Origin of the sequence: Dictyobacter alpinus, assembly GCF_003967575.1 — a bacterium.
Classification (GTDB): Bacteria; Chloroflexota; Ktedonobacteria; order Ktedonobacterales; family Ktedonobacteraceae; genus Dictyobacter; species Dictyobacter alpinus.
This window is the reverse complement of record NZ_BIFT01000001.1, coordinates 911,909-933,524: the sequence shown is the minus strand read 5'-3', so window position 1 is coordinate 933,524 and position 21,616 is coordinate 911,909. Positions and strand designations below refer to the sequence as shown.

At 48.6% G+C, this 21,616-nt stretch carries 19 protein-coding genes; 11 read left to right on the top strand and 8 right to left on the bottom strand.

Features of this window, described 5'->3' with window-relative positions:
* Positions 1-67: 67 nt before the first annotated feature.
* The 4 genes from mfd to EL633_RS03665 form a co-directional block, all read right to left on the bottom strand.
* Positions 68-3,580 (bottom strand): transcription-repair coupling factor, encoded by a 3,513-nt coding sequence (gene mfd / locus EL633_RS03680; protein WP_126625897.1) that lies wholly within the window; start codon positions 3,578-3,580, stop codon positions 68-70.
* Positions 3,581-3,843: 263 nt separating this feature from the next.
* The gene (locus EL633_RS03675) at positions 3,844-4,806 is read right to left on the bottom strand and encodes a helix-turn-helix transcriptional regulator (RefSeq protein ID WP_126625896.1); all 963 of its coding nucleotides are present in this window, start codon (positions 4,804-4,806) and stop codon (positions 3,844-3,846) included.
* A gap of 32 nt (positions 4,807-4,838) precedes the next feature.
* On the bottom strand, positions 4,839-5,558 hold the full coding sequence (gene pth, locus EL633_RS03670) for an aminoacyl-tRNA hydrolase (RefSeq protein WP_126625895.1): 720 nt from the start codon (positions 5,556-5,558) through the stop codon (positions 4,839-4,841).
* Between the two features lie 18 nt (positions 5,559-5,576).
* Positions 5,577-6,878 (bottom strand): metallophosphoesterase family protein, encoded by a 1,302-nt coding sequence (locus EL633_RS03665; RefSeq protein ID WP_126625894.1) that lies wholly within the window; start codon positions 6,876-6,878, stop codon positions 5,577-5,579.
* A gap of 247 nt (positions 6,879-7,125) precedes the next feature.
* On the opposite strand from EL633_RS03665, the gene EL633_RS03660 reads away from it, so the two are divergent.
* The gene (locus tag EL633_RS03660; RefSeq protein ID WP_126625893.1) at positions 7,126-8,124 is read left to right on the top strand and encodes a sugar phosphate isomerase/epimerase family protein; all 999 of its coding nucleotides are present in this window, start codon (positions 7,126-7,128) and stop codon (positions 8,122-8,124) included.
* Between the two features lie 91 nt (positions 8,125-8,215).
* On the opposite strand, the gene EL633_RS03655 is transcribed toward EL633_RS03660, so the two are convergent.
* From EL633_RS03655 to EL633_RS03640, 4 genes are all read right to left on the bottom strand, one after another.
* Positions 8,216-9,196, bottom strand: coding sequence for a D-alanyl-D-alanine carboxypeptidase family protein (locus tag EL633_RS03655; RefSeq protein ID WP_126625892.1), 981 nt, complete (start codon positions 9,194-9,196; stop codon positions 8,216-8,218).
* 103 nt (positions 9,197-9,299) lie between these two features.
* Complete coding sequence (gatA, locus tag EL633_RS03650; RefSeq protein WP_126625891.1) at positions 9,300-10,757, bottom strand: Asp-tRNA(Asn)/Glu-tRNA(Gln) amidotransferase subunit GatA; 1,458 nt, start codon at positions 10,755-10,757, stop codon at positions 9,300-9,302.
* Between the two features lie 6 nt (positions 10,758-10,763).
* Complete coding sequence (gatC, locus tag EL633_RS03645) at positions 10,764-11,054, bottom strand: Asp-tRNA(Asn)/Glu-tRNA(Gln) amidotransferase subunit GatC (protein ID WP_126625890.1); 291 nt, start codon at positions 11,052-11,054, stop codon at positions 10,764-10,766.
* A 29-nt stretch (positions 11,055-11,083) separates the two neighbouring features.
* A complete protein-coding gene (locus tag EL633_RS03640; RefSeq protein ID WP_126625889.1) occupies positions 11,084-11,380 on the bottom strand; it encodes an acylphosphatase in 297 nt (98 codons plus the stop codon).
* 314 nt (positions 11,381-11,694) lie between these two features.
* On the opposite strand from EL633_RS03640, the gene EL633_RS03635 reads away from it, so the two are divergent.
* From EL633_RS03635 to EL633_RS03590, 10 genes are all read left to right on the top strand, one after another.
* Positions 11,695-12,663 carry an AAA family ATPase gene (locus EL633_RS03635; protein ID WP_126625888.1) on the top strand — a complete coding sequence of 323 codons (969 nt, stop codon included), beginning with the start codon at positions 11,695-11,697 and terminating at the stop codon, positions 12,661-12,663.
* 2 nt (positions 12,664-12,665) lie between these two features.
* Positions 12,666-13,868, top strand: a complete 1,203-nt coding sequence (locus EL633_RS03630; protein WP_161981917.1) for a DUF58 domain-containing protein — start codon at positions 12,666-12,668, stop codon at positions 13,866-13,868.
* A 14-nt stretch (positions 13,869-13,882) separates the two neighbouring features.
* Complete coding sequence (locus EL633_RS03625) at positions 13,883-16,369, top strand: DUF4129 domain-containing transglutaminase family protein (protein WP_126625886.1); 2,487 nt, start codon at positions 13,883-13,885, stop codon at positions 16,367-16,369.
* 111 nt (positions 16,370-16,480) lie between these two features.
* Complete coding sequence (locus tag EL633_RS03620; protein WP_126625885.1) at positions 16,481-16,843, top strand: hypothetical protein; 363 nt, start codon at positions 16,481-16,483, stop codon at positions 16,841-16,843.
* 175 nt (positions 16,844-17,018) lie between these two features.
* Positions 17,019-17,213, top strand: coding sequence for a hypothetical protein (locus EL633_RS03615; RefSeq protein WP_126625884.1), 195 nt, complete (start codon positions 17,019-17,021; stop codon positions 17,211-17,213).
* Positions 17,214-17,528: 315 nt separating this feature from the next.
* Positions 17,529-18,464: an ABC transporter ATP-binding protein gene (locus tag EL633_RS03610; RefSeq protein ID WP_126629329.1), complete on the top strand. Its 936-nt coding sequence runs from the start codon at positions 17,529-17,531 to the stop codon at positions 18,462-18,464.
* A 12-nt stretch (positions 18,465-18,476) separates the two neighbouring features.
* Positions 18,477-19,307 carry an ABC transporter permease gene (locus EL633_RS03605; RefSeq protein ID WP_126625883.1) on the top strand — a complete coding sequence of 277 codons (831 nt, stop codon included), beginning with the start codon at positions 18,477-18,479 and terminating at the stop codon, positions 19,305-19,307.
* 88 nt (positions 19,308-19,395) lie between these two features.
* Entirely contained in the window at positions 19,396-20,376 is a 981-nt protein-coding gene (locus tag EL633_RS03600; protein ID WP_126625882.1) for a GNAT family N-acetyltransferase, read from the top strand.
* A gap of 97 nt (positions 20,377-20,473) precedes the next feature.
* Positions 20,474-21,163, top strand: coding sequence for a GNAT family N-acetyltransferase (locus EL633_RS03595; RefSeq protein WP_126625881.1), 690 nt, complete (start codon positions 20,474-20,476; stop codon positions 21,161-21,163).
* Positions 21,164-21,400: 237 nt separating this feature from the next.
* A complete protein-coding gene (locus EL633_RS03590) occupies positions 21,401-21,595 on the top strand; it encodes a hypothetical protein (RefSeq protein WP_126625880.1) in 195 nt (64 codons plus the stop codon).
* Positions 21,596-21,616: the final 21 nt, after the last annotated feature.

Here is a 21,616-nt window from a genome sequence, read left to right as displayed (position 1 = left end):
AAAAAAGCCAGGCTCTTTGTAGATAATGCAAAGAGCCTGGCTTTTTTATATCCGGTTATATGGAGCTTCAGGATGCTGTTGAGGAGGCTGAAGCTGTAATCACCGGCAATAGATCCTTCAGCTGCTTCATCCATGCCTGGCCTAATAGGCGACGTGGGATGCGAATGACACCCTGTTGAACACGGGCCTCATTACGGAAACGTCGATAAAGGATAATACGGTTGGGTACAACATCCCGCTTGACTGTCAGCACAAACTCGTTGTCCTTAACGGAAATGGCTTCATAACCTAGATGCGCCGCTTCAACTTTTAAGTTCACCAGTTCTAATAGATTATGAACTTGTTCTGGTATAGGACCAAAGCGGTCTGCCATTTCTGCAGCCATAGCTTCGACTTGCTGTGCATCTTTCAGATTAGCCAGTCGTTGGTAGAAATTGACCTTTAACGTACGATCTCCAATGTATTCGTCAGGCAGATACGCGTCGATGGGCAGATCCACAGATGTTGTTGGCGTTCCTGCCTCTGCTTGCTTGCCTTGTAGTTCCTGAACGGAATCTGCGAGTAATTTACAGTAAAGGTCAAAGCCAACGGAATTCATAAAGCCAGATTGTTCAGCTCCCAGTAGACTACCGGCGCCACGGATCTCTAGATCTTTCATGGCAATGCGGAAACCGGCACCCAGCTCGGTGGCTTCAAAGATCGCGCGTAAACGCTTCTCTTGAATTGGGGTCAACTTGGCATTTTTACCATAGAAGAAGTAGGCGTACGCTTGCTGGGTCGCACGTCCCACACGTCCACGTAGCTGATAGAGCTGTGAGAGTCCAAAGAAGGCCGCATTGTTCACGATAATCGTATTGGCATTCGGAATATCCAGACCATTTTCGATAATCGTGGTCGAGATGAGTACATCATAATCCCCGTTGGAAAAGCCTACCATGACGCGTTCAAGTTGTTCCTCATTCATCTGCCCATGTCCCACAATAATGCGCGCTTCAGGAATCAGGCGTTGGAGTTTTTGTGCCAGGACCTGAATGCCTTGAACCCGGTTGTGGACAAAGAAGACCTGACCGCCGCGATCGATCTCGCGTAAGATTGCTTCGCGGATCAAGGCGTCATCATACTCACGAATTGTTGTACGAATTGGCAGGCGTTCTTGTGGTGGGGTCTCAATAATACTCATATCGCGTAGATTAACCAGCGACATATGCAATGTACGGGGAATAGGTGTCGCCGTCATCGTTAAGACATCGATCTCTGTACGTAATTGTTTTAAACGCTCTTTATGAATGACGCCAAAGCGTTGCTCTTCATCCACGACTAGCAAGCCGAGATTTAAGAAGACAACATCTTTTTGGATCAGGCGGTGGGTACCGATAATAATATCTACCTTACCGAGCGCCAGATCTTCCAGGATCTGTTTCTGTTCTTTCTCGGAGCGGAAACGACTCAGCAACTCTACCCGTACAGGATAAGCTTTCAGGCGTTCTTTGAAGTTATTATAGTGCTGCAGGGCTAGAACAGTAGTGGGAACCAGGATGGCGACCTGATGTTGATCTAGCACGCATTTAAAGGCTGCCCGTAGCGCGACCTCGGTTTTTCCATAGCCAACATCACCACAGACCAGGCGATCCATTGGTCGCGGCCGCTCCATGTCGGCTTTGACTTCATCGATCGAGCGCTGTTGATCGGGCGTTTCCTGATAAGGAAAACCGTCCTCTAGTTCTTGTAGCCATGGTTGATCACTATCCGGTGGAAAGGCATGGCCCTGAGCCGCCTCGCGTATACTATAGAGTCTGAGTAGCTCGCGAGCCACCTCCTGTACATTTTCTTTGACCTTAGATTTTGCGCGGGTCCATTCTGTTGTTCCCAGTTTACTCAAAGCTGGCACTGAGTCACCCATGCCGATATAGCGGGTGATACGATCAAGTTGATCGGTAGGAATATAGAGTTTGTCTGTGCCAGCATAGTGAATCAGAAGGTATTCGCGTTCGACGCCCGTCAGATTCATTTTGACCAGGCCTTCAAAGCGGCCAATACCATGTTCTTGATGAACTACATGATCGCCGGGATTAACTTCAGCCAGGAATGATGCTGGCGTGACCGGTTTGCGGCGCTGGACATTGCGACGTTTCGACCAGCCAAAGATCTCTGTATCGGTATAGACATGCAGAGCCAGTGAACGGGACTGCCAGCCTTCGTTTAGCTGTCCTTGAATCAGTGTCAGTGTACCGGCCTCTGGAAGATTATTGATATTGGTACCCGGACTGACCTCAATAGTTTGATCCTGTAGAATGGCTTCATCACCCAGAACCTCGGCCATACGTCGCGCCTGCATCGTGATGATTATCACCCGATCCCTATTATCCAGCGCCTTGCGGCAATCCTGTACAAAGGCGCGTAAGCGGCCTCCATAAGAATTCGCACTATGACTGCCTGGAACGAGATTTTCAGTCCCGCCTTGCTGGCGAACATCAAAATCGCTCTCGGCCGTTGAAAGGATATCGGCGAAGCGTAGTTGTCGGCGTTGTTGGATCTGAGTTTCCAGATGCTTCCAGTCCAATGATGCTTCGCGTAGATGGGCTGGATTTTCTCGTTCTTTTTCGTGTTGTTCGCGGATCTCCTGCGTCTGCAAATCAAGTTGCAAGATATGGTTTTGGATGCTGGCAGGATTATCCAGGATCAGCAAGCCATTGCGCGGTAGATAATCGAGCACACTGGCTGGAGCATGGAGATAGGGAAGATAGAAAGCAATGTCATCGAATGAACGTCGCTGGTTAAGCAAGTCCATATCACTTTTCCAGCGTGCCTCGGCATCTTTATTCAAGAGGCGTGTATCCAACTGCGCAAGCTCTTTAATCGCCTCTGGCCCACGAGCCGGCAGGGCTTCACGTGCTGGTCCCAGTGTGCAGGAATCGATGGTATTAAGTGAGCGCTGTGTCTCTTGATCAAATGTACGGATTGACTCGATTTCATCGCCAAAGAACTCCAGGCGTACCGGTCGTGGCAAGGTGGGTGGAAACATGTCGATGATACCACCACGATGACTGAACTGCCCGGATTCCTCAACTTCAGCCACTGGCTCATAGCCAAGATTATAGAGGTGCTCGATCAGCATATTTAGATCGACTTCCTGGCCGGTTTGTAAGCGGAACAGAGATGCTGCAAGTTCCTGGGGAGGAATGATCAATTGAGTCAGGACACGCGCAGAGCAGACTACTAGCGGGGTGCGCTCGCGTTCAACCATCGCCATTAAGGCCTGCATGCGTTGTTGTGTGGTTAGAGCATCGCCAAGCAAGCGTTCGTAAGGAAGTGCATTGCGGTCTGGCAGACAAAAGACATCGCTTGGATTGGGCACAAAACTTTTGAGTGTCTCAACCATTTGCGTGGCTTCATTTTCCTCGCTGACCACCAGTAGGATAGGCTGTTTAAATGAAACTGCCAGGCTAGCAACGACATAAGGGCGTGCGGCCTCTGTGATCCCCGTAAGCGCTGGAATGCCTTCTGTATTTTGCAGTTTTTCGCTTAGACGGCGAAATTCTGGTCTTTGTGTTAGTAATGTTAGTAAACCCTGTAGTGTCAATTCATCCTCCAGCAGTGGACAGTATAAACAGCACCCCTTCCGCAATTCCAGTGGGGGTGTCTGTCGTGAGCGTTGCCCGTATTCCGTACTTTTGTTATCATACCGTACTGAACACCTTGCCGTCTAGACAAGACGGTATACGTTGCCTCTTTTATCCTATCATAGAATAATTTGAAGTTTCATCATATTAAGTTGGAGAAAACTTTTAACGTATCTTTAGTATAGGTCTATCCAGCAACTTTCTGACTAAAAACACCTTTTGGCTATTCTGTTGGTATCGTTGTGGCGATGCGTGTAATGTCAGTGGCTAATGCCAGTAACGCGTCGCGCAACTCTGGTGGCTCGTGGACCACAAAGGGCAAATCAAGTCCAATGAGGTAACGAGCCATGGAAGGTAAATGGATATGGTGGCTTTGAAAGAGTACACCAGTCGCTGTTTCTGTCAACGTTCCATGGGAAGAAGGAATCTTATGTTGGGCTTCGTAGAGTTTTGTTTGAAACTCTACTTTTATAGTCCACCTGTCAGGTATTGTACCCAGCCGTTCAATGATAAAGGCCTGATAATCAAAATCCTGGGTTGGGACAAATATGGTGTTGAGTAGCTGTACATCTTGCATCCGATCCAGGCGAAACATGCGTTGCTCCTGACGCAAAATGCAGTAGCCAACCACATACCAATTCCCTTTCCAACCAGCCACACCATATGGTTCAAGCTCACGCTGTGTTAATTGATTGTGGTGAGAGCGATAGTTGAATCTGATACGACGATGTTCGTAAATTGCGCTACTCAACTCAACGAGCAAACTGATATCAGGCCGCCTGTCCTTCTGATGGGGAGAGAGGAGCATATGGGTGGAGATAGCCTGTAGTCGTTCACGTCCTTTTTGTGGTAAGACGCGATAAACTTTGGCGAGCGCTCCTTCGACACTGACCGAAGGGAAGTTAATTTCCAGCCAGGACGTTCCTAGTAGCCCTAGAACTACAGCCGTCGCTTCATCTTCGCTAAACAGGAGAGGAGGAAGTTTAAAGCCTGCGCGTAAGCGATAGCCACCGCCAGGTCCCCGATTACTTTCGATAGGCATCCCCATATCTTGTAGCATACCAATATAGCGACGGACCGTACGAGGTTCCACCTCAAGTCGACGAGCCAGTTCATCTCCATTCAAATGAGGATGTGTTTGCAGTAACTCAAGAATAGTCAGTAGACGTGTGCTGGGATGATACATGCCAACTTCCTCTCATTGACCGACTGCCTGAATCAGTCCGAGACGGAAGAATTTTCTGACTGCTGCTGATCTTGCTCTGACTGTTTGGAGGCTGCTTCCTGAGCCAGACGTTCGGCTTTAAGGCGTTTCTCCTGCTCTCGGCGTTCCAATTTCAAGCGTTTTTTCTCTTCGGCTTTGCGTTGTGCTTCAGGATCTACATTGATCAGATTCATTGTTGCATCCAGACCTTTTTCCAGGTAGAGAGGGACCGCATCAGCCGCCTTACGCTCACTGATCTCTAAATCGATCCGCTCTTCGTTCCCCGGAACTCCCAGTACATGCTTGACGGTGTCGCTCTTAGCATGAGCGGACCGTCCAATGCCGACACGCAGGCGTGGAAACTCGTTGGTATGCAGATGACTGATCAGGCTATTGATACCATTATGTCCACCGGAACTGCCACTACCCCGGAGTCGCATTTGTCCCAATGGGAGATCCAATTCGTCATAGATAACCAGGAGATCACCTGGGTCAAGTTTAAACCAGCGTACCAGTTCGCCGACAGCCTCACCACTATTATTCATAAAGGTGGTTGGCTTGACCAGGACCACTTTTTCGCCGTGAATAGTGCCATTGGCGATCATTGCTCGCCCATGTCGCTCCCAACGCATCGAATATGTGGTAGCAAGGAAATCCACAACGTGGAATCCCACGTTGTGGCGTGTTTTTTCATATTGGGCGCCTGGATTTCCCAGGCCAACAATTAATTTCATTGATAATTTACTACCTGATTAGCGACCATAAGCCAGACGTGTCGCCAGATACTGTGGCAACTTCGCCTTCTCGATCTTCTCTTGTGTTTTTCCAAACGAGTAAGGGATACGATAGAAATTGAAGCCCTTTTCAGAGTCATAAATCATAAAAGCTGCGCGTGGATCTCCATCCCGTGGTTGACCGACACCACCTGGATTGACGATAGCACGATAGCCGTTTGGAGCACTCCAGGTACCCTCAGGTGGTACCAGCATCTCATTAGTGACTTCGATCATACTCTGGCTCAGGCCAAGCAACGTGAGAAGCTCCTCAATTTCCTGATTAATGCGCTCTTCAGCTCCCTGGATGGTTTCCTCAGATGAGACATCATCATCATCTTCTTCAGCATCCTCCACGGTCTCTTTGTCAGCAAATTCCTCCAGATCCTCTTCCTGTTTGTAATTCTCGGCGTCGGTTGCTTCCTGGTTTGTAATAATCTCTTTGAGGTCTGCGGGCGTATCGGGACTAACCTCAGGCGCGTCATCGGCGATCTGGTGTTGCAGATCCGCTATAGCATCAGCCGCGTCCGCCACCAGATTTTGAATCTGTTCCGCCTCGCTATTCTGGCCCTGCTCTGTCTCACTACGGGCACTCTCATTCCGTGTTGCCGTTTGACTGCTTTGAGCAAGTACAAGTTCAGCCTCATCTGTGGCTGTATCCTCGTCCAGAACTTTTTCTGGCTGGCTGGCTTCGTCCTTATTCTCGTCTTGATTTGATTGGGACTCAGTCTCGTCTTGCTTTTCCATGATCTCATCTACTTCAAGAGGACGAGTCGGTGTATTCGCGACGGTATCAGGCTGTTGGAAAATCACCGGTACGTGGGTGTGACCGACAAAACAGAAGCGACTATTAAAGTGTTGAAAGCTTCTTTCCGCCAGCACTTCAGAGGTGAGATATTCCCACAGTGGCCCGTATGGACTACCATGAACCAGCAGGCACTCGCCCTTCTCAATGCGCTCAGGCAGGTTAGCGAGAAATGCACGATTTTCTTCTGTGAGTTGTGTCGCAGTCCATTCGGCAGAGATGCGTGCCGCCTCACTAAAATCGTCTAAATCCAGTTTGCCAACCGCAGCCCAATCGTGATTGCCTGCGATAATAACATCTGTGCGTTCTCGCAGCTTCTTAATACACTCATTGGGATTTGGTCCATAGCCAACCAGATCTCCCAGAAACCAGATCTCATCAACTGGTTCCTTTTGAGATATTTCATCAATTTTGGCAAGCACTGCCTCTAGTGCTTCTAAATTCGCGTGAATATCGGTAAAGATTGCGTAACGCATGCAGCATACTCTATTCAAAATAATGATACTTGTAAGTGTGATCTATTTTATCATGTTTGTGACAACCTTACCAGTAGCTAGACATATTGAAGCTGACGAAAAGTGCCTCCACCCGATAGATTGTGGTATGGTATACTCAAGAACAAACAATAATAAAGTTTTCCGATCGGCCAGGGTGGTGCTTCTCTCCTGTATATACAGCCTGGTCGATGGAGCAAGCGAAAAAAGTTTTTGTAAGGGGGACGTAATGGCACGACCTATAACACTTTTTACTGGCCAATGGGGTGACCTGCCTTTAGAAGAGCTTGCGGCCAAAGTGAGCCGTTGGGGGTTTGATGGCCTGGAACTGGCTTCGTCCGGTCAGCATTTTGATGAAGTACGCATTCTTAATGAGCCTGGCTATGCTGAATCTCTGCGTGCGATTCTGGATAAATATAATTTAAAAGTGTATGCCATTGGTGCACACTTAATTGGTCAGGCGACCTGTGATCCAATCGATCCACGCCATAAAAATATTTTGCCGGCAGAAGTCTGGGGTGATGGTGAGCAAGAAGGTGTGCGCAAACGTGCCGCCGAACGTATGAAAGATATTGCACGTGCCGCCGCCAAATTTGGTGTTGACCGCGTGACTGGTTTTACCGGTTCCAGTGTCTGGCATATGCTCTATTCTTTTCCACCCAATGATTTTGCGGAGATCGAGCGTGGCTATGCGGATTTCGCGCAACGCTGGAATCCTATCATTGATGTCTTCGATCAAGAGGGTGTGAAATTTGCACTGGAAGTGCATCCTACTGAAATTGCCTATGACTTTGTGACCACTCGTAAGACCCTGGATGCAATCAACAATCGCCCAGGCTTTGGCATCAACTTTGATCCCAGTCACCTGGTACCGCAGTTCCTGGATTCGGCGACCTTCCTGGCAGAATTTGCGGAGCGCATTTATCATGTCCATGTCAAAGACTCCAAGCGCCATTTGAATGGTCGCCGAAGCATCCTGGCTTCGCACCTGAATTTTGGCGAGGCCGAGCGTGGTTGGGATTTTGTCTCACCGGGACATGGTGATGTAGATTTCGAGTCGATTATCCGTACATTGAACCGTATCGGTTATCAGGGTCCTCTCTCCATCGAGTGGGAAGATTCTGGTATGGATCGTGAGTACGGAGCCCAGGATGCCCTGGCTTTTGTGCGTCGCTCTGATTTCGCGCCATCTAATGTGGCTTTTGATGCTGCTTTCAGCAAAAAATAAATGGCCGCTGGCAGACAAACAGGGGAGGACACCATCATGGTGTCCTCTTTTTTATATGGGCATGAGATAGAAATTGATCTGCTAAGTTAAATCAGACTTTGGATGGCAACATCGGTAATTGAAAGCCCCAATCCAAAAGTGCGGCAGCATCTGTATTCCGCTGTATCTCGTCGGGACTATTGAGAATGACTCCAATTAAATGGTGCTGCTCACGTGTGGCTGAGAAGACCAGACAGTAGCCCGCGCCAAAGGTGTGTCCTGTTTTAATACCACTGATGCCTTTATATGTGCCAATTAATTTATTCGTATTGGTCCAGACCAGGTCCCGATTGGGCGCGTGGGCGGTGTAGGTCTCTGTCTTTACAACCTGAGCAAAGAGTGGGATATTCATAGCATAACGGCTTAAGAGTGCCAGATCATAGGCGGTGGTATAGTGGGTTGTACTATCAGCGGTCAGGCCGTCAGGACTATTGAAGTGTGTTTGAAAAAGGTGCAGGCGCCGAGCGAAAAGATTCATTCTCGCGACGAAGACCGCTCGATCTCCCCCTCCCAGTTCATCGGCAATTGCATAGGCGGCGTCGTTACCGGATGGAAGCATCAGGGCGTAGAGCATATCCCTGAGAGGCAATACATCTCCTACAACCAGACCCGCGCTACTACCATCATCTAACACCACGCGATCGATCGCATCCTGATGTACATGAATCGGCTGATCTAAGTTTGCTGTTTGGATGATGATCAAGGCGGTCATAATCTTGGTGGTGCTGGCCATCAACAGTGGCTTTACTCCCTGATGTTGGTAGAGAACGTTGCCGGTATCGGCATCGAGTAGCAAGCTAGCTGTCGCAGTGATGGGAGGAGGTGTGCCTCGGGCTGTCAATACTGGTCTGGGTGTTGGAATAGGGGTTGGTGAGGCAAGTGGTAGTGGCGTGGGTGTGGGCGTAGGAACTGTCACGATACCGGTGCTTGTAAGTACAGTGGTACCCAGAGGGGTAAAGGCAATGATTGGAGCTAAAATCAGCAGGCAGAGCGCTATACAGAGAAGAACAATGATAAGCATACGACGTCGCATAATCATCCCATTCATTTTTTAATAGATCATAAAAAAGGCGCTCAGGTGCTTTCTTCTGACAGAGAGATGCAGTAGTAAAGACCTGAGCGTCAAAAAAGTTGTTTTATAGGTTAGGCCAGAGGGTATGGTAGTCAGTGACCTGCTCAAAGGCATCAGCAATGCGTAAGATAACATCTTCTTTAAAGACATTGCCCAGCAATTGCAGTCCTACCGGCAGGTTCTCGCTGAATCCACCTGGGATCGAGACGCCGCAGATGCCAGCCAGGTTCGCGGGAATTGTAAACACGTCCTGTAGATACATCTGATAGGGATCTGAGATCTCGCCAATTTTGAATGCGACGGTAGGAGCAGCGGGACTGACCAGGGCGTCAAACTTTTCAAAGGCCTGATCAAAGTCCTGTTTAATCAACGTGCGGATCTTCTCTGCTCGTTTGTAGTATGCGTCATAATATCCGGCTGAGAGGGCATAGGTACCCAGCATGATACGGCGCTTTACCTCGGCTCCAAAGCCAATCTCACGTGTTTTTTCCATCGCTTCCCACATATCGCTGGTATCGCGGTACGAGTAGCCATACTTTACACCATCGTAGCGCGACAGATTCGAACTGGCTTCCGCAGGAGCGATAATATAGTAAGCGGCAACACCATATTTGGTGTGGGGAAGTGAGACGGGACTGACTTCCGCGCCCATTTCACGTAGGCGTTCGATGTTGGCTTTAACAGTGCTAACCACTCCAGGCTGTGTGCCTTCAACCCAGTACTCTTCAGGTACGCCGATGCGTAGTCCCTTGATGCTACCAGAGAGAGCGGCCTCATAATCCTGCACTGGTTCGGGCGAACTGGTGCCATCACGACGATCATGACCAGCAATGGCTTGTAGCAAGATAGCTGCGTCACGCGCGTTGCGGGCAAAGGGTCCGATCTGGTCCAGTGAAGATGCAAAGGCGACCAGGCCAAAGCGGGAGACACGGCCATAGGTTGGCTTCAGGCCTACCAGGTTACAGAGTGAACCAGGCTGACGAATCGAGCCACCAGTATCACTACCGTAAGAGCCCATGGCCATACCGGCAGCCACTGCCGCCGCCGAACCGCCGCTACTTCCGCCAGGAGCACGCTCAAGGTCCCAGGGATTATTGGTTGGGAAGAAGGCTGAATGCTCGGTGGAGGATCCCATGGCGAACTCATCCATGTTGGTTTTACCCACCATGACAAAGCCCGTCTCATTCAGACGTTCCATGACCGTGGCATTGTAGGGAGGCTTAAAGTTTTCCAGCATGCGTGAGCCACAGGTTGTGGTGATATCTTTTGTGCAGATAACATCTTTAATCGCCAGGGGAATGCCTGTCAGAGGATATAAATTCTCGCCGCTCGCAAAGCGTTTATCGGCCTCTTTAGCCTGTTCTAACGCCAGCTCATCGGTAACCAACGTGAAGGCCTTTACTTTTGGCTCCACTTCACGAATACGCTCCAGGTGAGCTTGCGTCAGCTCAACCGCAGAAATTTCACGCTGGCGTAATAGTTTGCCAGCTTCAGTAATGCTTAACTTATGTAGTTCAGTCATCGTATCCTACTCCTCCTCCAGTACCGCATTAACCTTCAGGTAGTTGTCTTCCTGATCAGGAGCATTCGCCAGTAATACCTCAGGGGGATAGGATGGCTCGGGCTCATCCGCGCGCATGATATTGGTCAGGCGCGAAGCATGTGCTGTTGGGGAAACGCCACTCACATCCGCTTCCTGTAAAATATGGATGTGGTCGAGAATGGCGGAAAGTTGATTGCCAAAGGTTACAACCTCTTCCTCGCTCAGCCCCAATCTGGCGAGTTTGGCCACGTTTTGTACCGTCTCGCGATCAATCATTACGTATGTCCTCTTCTATTTTGAACCTGCTACCATCTAGTGTGGAAGCCGCTTACATGTTCCGTGGGTTGTCGCCAGGTTGCCTGTACATCTTGTACCTGTGCCGCTGATGGTCCCTGCCGCAACAGGGCCAGAAGCTGTTCGAGAGCGGAGCGCGTCCCCTGAGCGACTACTTCAACGTCGCCGTTACTATCATTACGTACATACCCATGTATTCCCAGGGCATGTGCTCTTTGGACGACAAAATAGCGAAAGCCTACACCCTGTACAAGTCCGACTACCACTGCGTAGAGTTCTTCTTTTTGGTGTGGGTTGTTCTGGCTCATGCCCCCCATAATAGCATAGACTGGCCTTTCAGGATAGTCCCTTTGTTGGCAGGAGCGAGGCGATTCTGGCTAGTCTTGAGATATATTCATAAGGATAGGCGTATAATCATGAAGAAGAATGCAACAAAAACAGATAACGCATCGTACTAATTAGGAAAGTCTGCGCACTGTTATCTTCACCATAGACAGCATAGCTGTGTTGTACTCAAGATGGGTAAGTGGTACCATATGTAGATATTAGTCACTGACCCTCGCAGTTTAAATAAATAGATGTCGATGCGTCCGTTCACATAAAAACTTGAGTGGAGTAATGAATGCAGTCAGTACAAGATCTTGCTAGCGCTGTACAGCGTGTTATTGGAAACGTTGAACGGGTCATTGTAGGTAAAGCTGAGCCTGTTACGTTTAGTTTGATTGCGGTAATTTGCCACGGGCATATTTTGATTGAAGATGTCCCCGGAGTAGGCAAGACTGTTCTTACGAAATCGATTGCACGTTCCATCGGTTGCACATTTAAGCGGATTCAGTTTACACCAGACCTGCTGCCAAGCGATGTGACTGGTGTCTCTATCTATAATCAGAAAAACGGTAACTTTGAATTTCGCCCTGGTCCAATTATGTCACAGATCGTGCTGGCTGATGAGGTAAATCGTGCAACCCCAAAGACGCAGTCTGCCTTGCTTGAAGCGATGGAAGAGGCGCAGATTACGGTGGACGGCTCCACGTACCGCTTGCCCCAGCCGTTTATGGTCATGGCCACCCAGAATCCCATTGAATATGAAGGCACCTTCCCCTTGCCTGAAGCTCAATTAGATCGTTTTATGATGAGCATTCAACTCGGCTATCCCCGTCCGGAAGATGAAATCAACATTCTGGATAGTCATCAACACCACCATCCACTCGAAGATCTGGCCCAGATTATGACGGCTGAAGAACTGGTATTGATTCAGCAGCAGGTGCGTAGTGTGCATGTTGATCCATCGATTCGTGAATATATAGTTTCCATCTCTAATGCGACCCGTCGGCACGCGCAGATCTATCTGGGTGTGAGCCCACGCGGTTCTCTGGCCCTGTTCCGCGCTTCACAGGCCCTGGCAGCCATTCGTGGCCGTGGCTATGTGATTCCAGACGATGTAAAACTATTGGCCAAGCCTACACTCGCTCATCGTATCATTGTCACACCCGCTGCACGTGTACGCTCGGTCACCTCAGCCAATCTCCTTGATGAGATTCTCAAAGAAGTGCCAGTGCCAAATGCATGGGTTGGTGGAAGGGGGCGCTAAACATGCGTCCCTGGCAAGTCTTTTTACTTATCCTCGCCCTGGCCTTTTTCGCGGTTAGCAGTGCCTGGAAAGTGCTCTATGTACTCACATATGTCCTGCTGGTGATCTTTGTGCTTTCCTGGATCTGGACCCGCTTCAGTCTGCGCCAGATGGTTTTTCGCCGCAACTCGTCGTCAGGACGCGTACAGGTTGGCGAAATGTTCGATGAGGAATTGATGTTAGACAATCTAAGCACTTTCCCCAAACTCTGGGTGCAGATTGCCGATGGCTCTACCCTGCCTGGCCACTGGGCCGGTTATGTTGCTAGCATGGGTGGTCGTAAGCGCGCACGATGGCGCGCTCGTAGCATCTGCCGACAACGTGGCCGTTTTCAACTTGGACCAGTCATGGCTATGAGTGGAGATCCCTTTGGTTTGTTCCGACGACATATTGTGTTGGCGCCATCTAAAGAAGTACTGGTCATGCCCCGTGTCTATCCATTAGCAAACTTTACGCTTTTTACAGGTGGATTACCCGGTCGGGGTAAACATTCTCGTCGTGCATTACAGACAACGACCACACCGACCACCATTCGGGAATATGTGAATGGGGATGCGCTGAGCCGTATTCACTGGCGCTCCAGTGCCCACTATAACAAGTTAATGGTCAAAGAGTTCGATCTGGATCCCGCGGTAGATGCTTGGATCTTCCTGGACCTGCATGATGCGGTACAGGCTGGCGAAGGTGAAGAATCTACAGAAGAATATGGGGTTACAATTGCCGCTACCCTGGCGACATATCTGCTACAACAGGATTTTTCACTAGGTATGATTATCAATGGTGAACACAGAGAAGTTCTCTCGCTTGACCGTGGTGATCGGCAGATTGAGCGCGTGTTAGAACTACTGGCTGTAGTAACGGCTGGTCCTGGTCCAGAACTAAAAGAGGCTCTGGCCATGGACTCATTTCACTTTGGCCGGAATACTGTCGCTATCGTCATCACCCCTTCCAATTCTCAGGATTGGCATGAGAGCTTGCGGCACTTGAAATTGCGGGGTGTACAAACCGCTGTCATCGGACTTGATGCGGCCTCATTTGAAGAGCGGCCTCCCGATGAAGACACATTTAGTTTGCTCGAAGGCTCGGGTGTTCCAGTCATTCATGTGAAATCTGGTGAATCGATTGCTCAAGTTTTAGAAACTGGTTCTGTTGTGCGTTCAAGATAATAGAGGTGAACGTCATGCGCAACGCGGCGATGGAACGTCTATCCAGACTCATCACTGATCCTTCAGAAAAACCTCGGCGAGGTAGATCTGATGATGAGGACAGATTTTCGGCGAAGATCCTGGCCATTCATTTAGATGAAGGCTGGTTTTCATTTTTTCTCCTGGCCCTGATGGTTTTTTGTGTGACCTGGTGTATTCAAGTAGCCAACTGGGTTGATAATCTGAATGTCTTAACTTTTTCGACGCTCCTGGCATTGCTGCTGGGTGCCTGGTCTGCGAAACAGCGGAGCTTCCCACCAGCACTCGTTTATGGAGGCGCAGTTTTACTGGGAGTCCTCTTTTCAGTCTGGCGTACGCTGGTCCTTTTTTATGATGGAAGCTTCAATGCAGGTATACAGGGTGTTGTTCGCGGATATGAACTTGTCCTGGCGAACCGCCCCAATGGCGATGATGGCATGGTATTCCTGTTTATCATCTTTTCCTGTTATATATTGACCTATTTCAGTGCACTTTTGCTCTATCGCTGGCGGCTCCCCTGGTTAGCGGTTGTTGTGAATGCAGTTGTGTTGATCTTCAACTTGAATAATGTTGATGCCCCTTATGTTATCTTGCTGGCTATATTTTTGCTGGCGGCGCTGTTATTGTTGTTGCGGATCAACTTATATCAAGCTATTCATGGTTGGCGCCGCAAGGGTTTGCGCTACTCCGATGATCTCAGCTGGGACTTTATGCAGACTGGTGTGGTGATCACTATTGGCATCTTGATTTGTGCCTGGCTCCTCCCCAGTTATTATGTGGAACCACATCTGGCACAGGTCTGGGATCCGAAAGGACCATTGGGACAATTTTCCAATCTTTTTAATAGTTCCTTTACGAACAGCGGCAATGTGGCGGCCAATCATGGTAACTTCAAAGATACGCTTGTGCTGGGTGGTAATCCCAATCTGACCAAGGATATCGTTTTTAAAGTCAAGGTGAATGATCCCGAAGCTCAATATCTTACATTGGTGACCTATGATACTTATGATTCTGGCTGGTCGATTGCTTATGCGGACCAAAAGTATCATATTAATGCCAATACTACTCTGATTACCAGTACAAAGAAGACGCATACGGTGAAACAGACAATTGATGTTGTTGTACCTCCGGGTGAGCAACAGCCATACCTGGTTGGTGCCTCTGATATTACTCAAATGTCTGTACCTGCCAATGCTTTAGATGGCAGCGGTGGTATTATCGCCTGGTTGGGAGATGACAACACCAGTTTGAAGGCTGGCATGCACTATGATGTGATCTCCACTATATCCTCTGCCGATAAAGCATCTTTGCGCGCAATTCCCATGCCCGCTGATGCCCCTGATTTTAGTCCTGAGCAAACTCCAACTGCGCAAGTACCGATTGAATACTTTAATCCCCAGGTCGTAAAAGATTTTACAAAGGTACCTGTCTATCTAGAAAAAGACAAGCGCATTAAGGATCTGGCGGAGAAGATCGTTACCCAGGCTAAAGCTAAAACGATGTACGATAAGGTTGAGGCGCTGGAATCGTATTTGCGCCAGCATTATACGTATAATACAGATATTCATCCACGTGGTGATGTTGATCCCGTGTTGTGGTTCTTGTTTGCTAATAAAAACCACGATGGCTACTGTAATTACTTTTCGACCGCCATGACCTTGATGGCCCGCTCGCTGGGTATTCCTGCCAGAGAAGTTGCTGGCTATGCTCCCGGCACCTATGAAAATGGTCAGTATACTATTCGCGGCGTGGATGCCCATAGCTGGACGCAGATATACTTTGCTGGCTATGGCTGGATCAATTTTGAACCATCAGCCAGTTTTAAAACCTTTACGCGCCCTTTGGCTGATCAATATACTGGTAGTAATGCGGCAGCCAATGGCAATAATCAAGTTACCATACCTTCTACAGGTGCCAGGGCCAACCGTAATCGTAATATTGATAATCCAGCCGACAATGGAGGTGGTTCAAGTAATAACCAGGGACAGGGAAAGTTCTGGACGCAGTTCTCTATCGTGCTGTGGAGTGTCCTGATCATACTCTTGCTTCTTGGAGGAATCTTCGCGTTCTGGTGGCGGCGCCTCTTTAGTCAGTATAGTCTGGCGACGCAATTATATGGTCGCGTCTGTACGCTGGCCGAGTGGGCGGGTATTACGCGTCGCTCATCGCAGACGCCTTATGAATATCTCCATTATCTGGCTGGTTCGGTTTTGTCCACGAAAGATGATACCCTTGCTCTTGATCGCCTGGCAGATATCTATGTACGTGAACGCTGGGCGGATCCTGGGAGTTCTGAACACCCACAGTCTACTGGTGAGAGTAACGAATTGCCAGTGCTATGGAAACGCTTACGCCTGCATTTGTTTGTCTACGTACTCAGACACCCGGCCTTCTTACGCAGGGTGCCAGAGGCGCTAGTGCGCTTCTACAAGGGCATACAGAAGAGACTGCGCAAGCGTAAAACTCCACGGATAGAATTTTAGCATGGTGTGCTTGACCTATAGTGTGCATTCTCGTACACTATAGGTTGCGGCCTCCTGTCATTTTAACTGTGGGCTGCACTTTCTATGGTTATTGTTTGGTAGGAGGATTCCATGTCTGAGAATGAAGTTGTCAATTCAGAGCAGTTTTTAATACCTCTGGTTATTCCCGAGAAACGGGATATAGAGATTCCTGATGCCGCACCGGTACGCTTACAGACGCTTGATCTGGCCCGGCACATTGCCATTGCCCCTGATCGTAAGCAATACGTTGTCGCTACTTTTGCTGATCGCAACATGGGACGTGCTTATGTGACCTATGTGTATCCGCAGCAGGGTGGCTACCATACACTGGTACGCCTGCCAGTCTGTGAATTTGTGGCTGATGATGCAGATGATGCCATTGAACGCCATATTAAGTTGGTGCAGGTCATCCAGCAAGGGAAGCTAAAAACCTATCTAAAGCAGAATCATTAGACACTGTTTTATTCAAACAATGAAATTGTTCTGATATTCCCCTTGACATATCGCAAGTATATTCCGTATACTTGAACTAAATGGGGATTGCGTATGTAATCCCCAATACCTCACATAATTGTGGGGCAATTTTTCATGTATTTTAGCTTAAATCTAACGAAAGGAGATGGCAAGCATGATAGATAATCGTGTCGCATTCAGCGTGTTCGCGCATGAATTCAGAAATAAGAACGGCTACGATTCTCATGCTCTGCCTTGTGCCATGAACAATCTGTATGCTGCAGGCTTTACTCATGCTGAGCATCCCACCTTTGTGGCCGTAGGGACCACTGTGCCCATCTCCTGGGGAAGACCACCGGATATAAGTTGACGGTGAGTCAAATGTAAGAAGCACCCCCTCAAGCCGTGGGCACTGGTGAAGCAGAAAATCCAGTTCCACGGTTTTTTTATTGCATTTTTTCTGGGATTGTATATTGAATTTGCTGTCGATTAGGAGGGTAGCATGCGATTTTGAGGTCGGAAGATGAAAGGGTGGAAGCGACTACGTTATTACTGTCTTGTTGTACAGATCCAGACCTGTTCGAATGTGCGATGTGTAAATGTACCGCTTGATTTACACTATCGATGAGCTTAACAGTGCTGGATATTCCGAAGGAGAAAATTCTTGGCTACTCTGGATTTAGAAATGACGCCTCTGTTAAAAAATATTACGATTGATCCGGCTAACGATGCCGTTGTTATTGATGGTGTATCAAAAATTTTTAAAAAGTCACGTCCCTTATTAAGTCGCTGGCGCAAAGCATCTGCAGACGATACGTTAAAGCGCGAAGTACGTGCGGTTGATAACGTGACGCTGACCGTCAAGCGGCGCGAGATTGTAGGTATCCTGGGCGCGAATGGATCAGGAAAATCCACATTGATTCGCATGCTCTCCACTTTGTTGATTCCCGATGAAGGCACAGTGCGCATCTTCGGCTATGACGTGATCAAAGATGAGTCTGTGGTACAACGCCTGATTAACCGTGTCAGTGTGGAGGCCTCGTTTTTTAAAAAACTTTCGCCAATGGAAAACCTGCTCTACGCAGCCCGGCTTTACAACATGAGTGGTGCAGAGGCGCGTAAGAGTATCCGCGCGATCCTGACACGCCTGGGCATAAAGCCCGATCGCATTGATGCACCGTTAGAGGATATGTCGCGTGGTATGCAGCAGAAAGTTGCTATTGCCCGTGCGTTTCTTACCTCACCTATCTTACTATTGCTGGATGAGCCAACGACAGGACTTGATCCACGCTCGAAGGTCGATGTGCAGGCTTTTGTAAATGAGCTGCGCGACGTGCATGATGCCACCATCTTGATCACTACTCATGATATGGACGAGGCTGAAGCCCTGTGTGATCGTGTTGCCATTATCGATAAAGGCCGCATCGTAGCCATGGGCGAGACGCAGGCGCTCAAACGCGTTGTCGCTGATATACGTGGCCAGGCTGAGCCAGTCACTATGAATGAAGTGTTTATGCATTATACCGCTGCCCACCTGATCACTGAAGAGCAAGTGAAGCGTTATGGTAGCTGGGAAAAAGCTTTTGAAGCGTTGGAAGCCCAACGTGAGGAAGAAAAATAAGAGAGGGAATATATGTCATCTTTAATTCACCAGGCACGAGCCAGCTATGCGTTCTTCGAACGCAACTGGAATCTCACGAAGCGCTACTGGGCCTGGGAAATTGTCTGGCTGGTCTATAACGTGGCGAATGCCCTTTCAATTACTTTTCTGGGGGCGAGCGCGCAGAACTGGGGTGGGAAAGGGGTGGATACGAATCGCTTGATTCTGTTCCTGTTGATCGGTACCTCAGTCTGGTCATATCTCAGTGTCACCTTCGAAGGTGTGACCGATCTGATCACTATCGAGCGTTGGGAAGGCACAATTGAACATACTTTTATGGCACCTATTTCACGCTTTACGCATCTGGTTGGTAGCTGTTGGTATGCAATTGCGCATGGACTTCTTTTCACCTTTTTACAGCTGTTGATTGTAGGCTCGTTCTTTCATCTGGATCTGGCCAAAGCTAATTATCTGACCGCTATCTTTATGCTATTAATTGGTAGCGTGTCCTTCATTGGTTTTGGTATTGCTGCCTCAGTGTTACCTTTGCTTTTCACTGAACGCGGTTCGCAGATGTCCTACATTATCCGAGCACTCTTGTTGCTTGTTTCAGGCGTGTACTACGACATCAGCGTCATGCCAGTCTGGATGCAGCCGTTGGCCCAGGTATCTCCGGCCACCTACGTCCTGACAGGTCTGCGGGCCGGCATTCTGGATGGAACACCGATCTGGTCATCTATCGTATGGAATAGCACCTGGCCCCTGATCATCATTGGCGTGATCAGCGTGCCTATGGGCATCTATATCTTTAGTCTGGCTGAGCACTATGCCAAGCGTACAGGAAAACTTAAACGCAACGGCTAAGCAATGAATGTTGCCTGATCAGACAGGCAATGGTGGAGGCGCCGCTGAGGCCGCTTCCACCACCCAATGGAACGGAGAATAAATAAGCATGACTACTCTTGCGAATACCTTTACCATGCGCTCACTTACTCTGGAAGATGTAGAGAAGGTTTTTGCGCTCACCTCTGCGAGTCAGTTACATTGGCTGGGCAGGGTGGATATGTCCTTAGATGAAGTGCGTTTGTTGCTTTCAAAACCAGGAATTGATCTCGCTAAAGATAGTTTGATTATCTTGTCTGCTGACAACATTGCCGTTGGCTATGCTCTGATGGATCACACCCAACATGCACGTCTCTATGTGCGCTGTACGACCCATCCTGCATACCTTGAAGATGGTATTGATGATTTTCTATTAGAAAAAGCTGAAGAGTGGGGGCAGCAGCAAATTCCGCTGGCCGAACCTGATGTGCGGGTAGACTTGCGTGGATTTACGATGAATGAGAATACCGCCTTACGAAAAGCGTTTGCGCGCCATAACTTTCAGCCGATACGTACCTTCTGGCGTATGGGAATTGAACTGCTGACCCAACCCGTTGCGCCCCGGTGGCCAGAAAATATACGCATAGTGACGGCGACCCCGGATCTATTTCATGCCATTTATGAGGCCGATGAAGACATTTTTAAAGATCACTGGGGATTTATCCATCAGCCATATGAGCGGTGGGCGTACTGGTCTGTGGAGCGGGAAGACTTTGATCCCTCGCTCTGGTATATCGCTATAGATGGCAATGAAATTGCCGGGATTGCACTCTGTGGGATTGAAAAAGGTAGCGATGGTTGGGTTCATGATCTGGGTATTCGTCGGGCCTGGCGTCGTCAAGGTCTGGCATTATCCCTTTTGTATCACGTTTTTACAGAATTTTATCAGCGCGATATCCATCAGGTTTATCTATCGGTAGATGCGGCCAGCCTGACGGGTGCGACACGCTTATATGAGCGGGCGGGGATGCATGTAGTACAGCAATCTACCCAGTATGAGAAGGAGTTACGAGGTGGTAAGGAATTGGGCACACGGATATTAGCAGAATAAGGAGCCTGTTTCTGACTATCTCTTGTCTCCATCTTACTCAGCATGAGGAATCGTTTGTAGTTATTGTGAGTCCTCATGTAAAGAATGGAGCACTGTTGTGATTATACGGTTACATCAATTGTCGGCACGTGCCCCACGGTTACAAGATCTTTCAGGGGTTGCACGTTTGATGAATAGTAGCAAAGAAAATGTCCTATATACGCGCCCATCTCTTGAAGAGGAGCTTAGAAGCGTCTGGCAAGCCGACTGTTTCCAATTAGCGCGGGATGCCTGGACGATTGTGACCAGACAAGGAGCGATTGTGGGTTATGCTGATGTGCAGCGCAAGTGTGAGAAGATGGAGCAGTTCTTCACTTTAGCGTTACATGTCCATCCTGAGTACACGGAGCGTGGCATCGAGTCGCTCTTGATACGCCTGGGAGAAGAGCGTATCCGTGAACTTGGCTGGAGCAGGGAGACCGATCCACAGATCAAAATACACATTTCTGTAACGGGTTCTAATGAGTATCTCCACGAGGTAATGCTCTATGAAGGCTATTGCCTGGCGCAGCAGTTTTTATGCATGCATATAGCCATGGAGCAACTCGCTGAACCATCTTTCTCTGCCACTGATGGTTTGCTGACTTTGGAAGTAGCACTGCATAATGAAGAGCTAAGTGTGATCAGGAATGAGCAGCAGCCAGCGGATGTATATAAAACACAAAAATATACGGTCTATGAAAAAATGCTAGGAGGTAAGATGCGTGTAGTTGAGCCGAAGATTGCTCTGCCATGCGCAGCAGGATAAAAAACTATGTCGAAAAAATTTTTAGTGACGCTACACGCCAGAACAGCGCTTCTGGCGTGTTTTTTTGTATGTCGCTCTTTTTTAACGTATGCTCATAGCACAATGCTACTGGTTGGTGTATGTGTGCTCAAATTCGTTACTTTCCCCCACTTTGCATAGTCCTAGTACATAGTGTTATGATTGCTTACAAATATATTAAGCACGTACAAATATGGGAAGGTAAAGCGAAAAATTTCTATGTCTGTGTTATTGATGGTGGCTGCGACCAGAATGGAAAGTGCAGCGAATGCGAATAATATGCGTGTCCTCCTCCTGGTCTTATTGATCCTGGCGATCTGCCTGATTCTTGCGGGCGCTATTATTGCTCTGTGGACATTATATACCTATATCAGGACGCGCTCTGCAAGCTCAGATCGTTTGCCAGGGGAGTAGTAATACAGAGAAGAGGGTGGC

Bases quoted from the DNA above. Each gene is read 5' to 3' on its own strand.
- EL633_RS03675 (WP_126625896.1), bottom strand. From the start codon at position 4,806: ATGTATCATCCCAGCACACGTCTACTGACTATTCTTGAGTTACTGCAA.
- pth (WP_126625895.1), bottom strand. From the start codon at position 5,558: ATGAAATTAATTGTTGGCCTGGGAAATCCAGGCGCCCAATATGAAAAA.
- EL633_RS03665 (WP_126625894.1), bottom strand. From the start codon at position 6,878: ATGCGTTACGCAATCTTTACCGATATTCACGCGAATTTAGAAGCACTA.
- EL633_RS03660 (WP_126625893.1), top strand. From the start codon at position 7,126: ATGGCACGACCTATAACACTTTTTACTGGCCAATGGGGTGACCTGCCT.
- EL633_RS03655 (WP_126625892.1), bottom strand. From the start codon at position 9,196: ATGCGACGTCGTATGCTTATCATTGTTCTTCTCTGTATAGCGCTCTGC.
- gatA (WP_126625891.1), bottom strand. From the start codon at position 10,757: ATGACTGAACTACATAAGTTAAGCATTACTGAAGCTGGCAAACTATTA.
- gatC (WP_126625890.1), bottom strand. From the start codon at position 11,054: ATGATTGATCGCGAGACGGTACAAAACGTGGCCAAACTCGCCAGATTG.
- EL633_RS03640 (WP_126625889.1), bottom strand. From the start codon at position 11,380: ATGAGCCAGAACAACCCACACCAAAAAGAAGAACTCTACGCAGTGGTA.
- EL633_RS03635 (WP_126625888.1), top strand. From the start codon at position 11,695: ATGCAGTCAGTACAAGATCTTGCTAGCGCTGTACAGCGTGTTATTGGA.
- EL633_RS03630 (WP_161981917.1), top strand. From the start codon at position 12,666: ATGCGTCCCTGGCAAGTCTTTTTACTTATCCTCGCCCTGGCCTTTTTC.
- EL633_RS03625 (WP_126625886.1), top strand. From the start codon at position 13,883: ATGCGCAACGCGGCGATGGAACGTCTATCCAGACTCATCACTGATCCT.
- EL633_RS03620 (WP_126625885.1), top strand. From the start codon at position 16,481: ATGTCTGAGAATGAAGTTGTCAATTCAGAGCAGTTTTTAATACCTCTG.
- EL633_RS03615 (WP_126625884.1), top strand. From the start codon at position 17,019: ATGATAGATAATCGTGTCGCATTCAGCGTGTTCGCGCATGAATTCAGA.
- EL633_RS03610 (WP_126629329.1), top strand. From the start codon at position 17,529: ATGACGCCTCTGTTAAAAAATATTACGATTGATCCGGCTAACGATGCC.
- EL633_RS03605 (WP_126625883.1), top strand. From the start codon at position 18,477: ATGTCATCTTTAATTCACCAGGCACGAGCCAGCTATGCGTTCTTCGAA.
- EL633_RS03600 (WP_126625882.1), top strand. From the start codon at position 19,396: ATGACTACTCTTGCGAATACCTTTACCATGCGCTCACTTACTCTGGAA.
- EL633_RS03590 (WP_126625880.1), top strand. From the start codon at position 21,401: ATGTCTGTGTTATTGATGGTGGCTGCGACCAGAATGGAAAGTGCAGCG.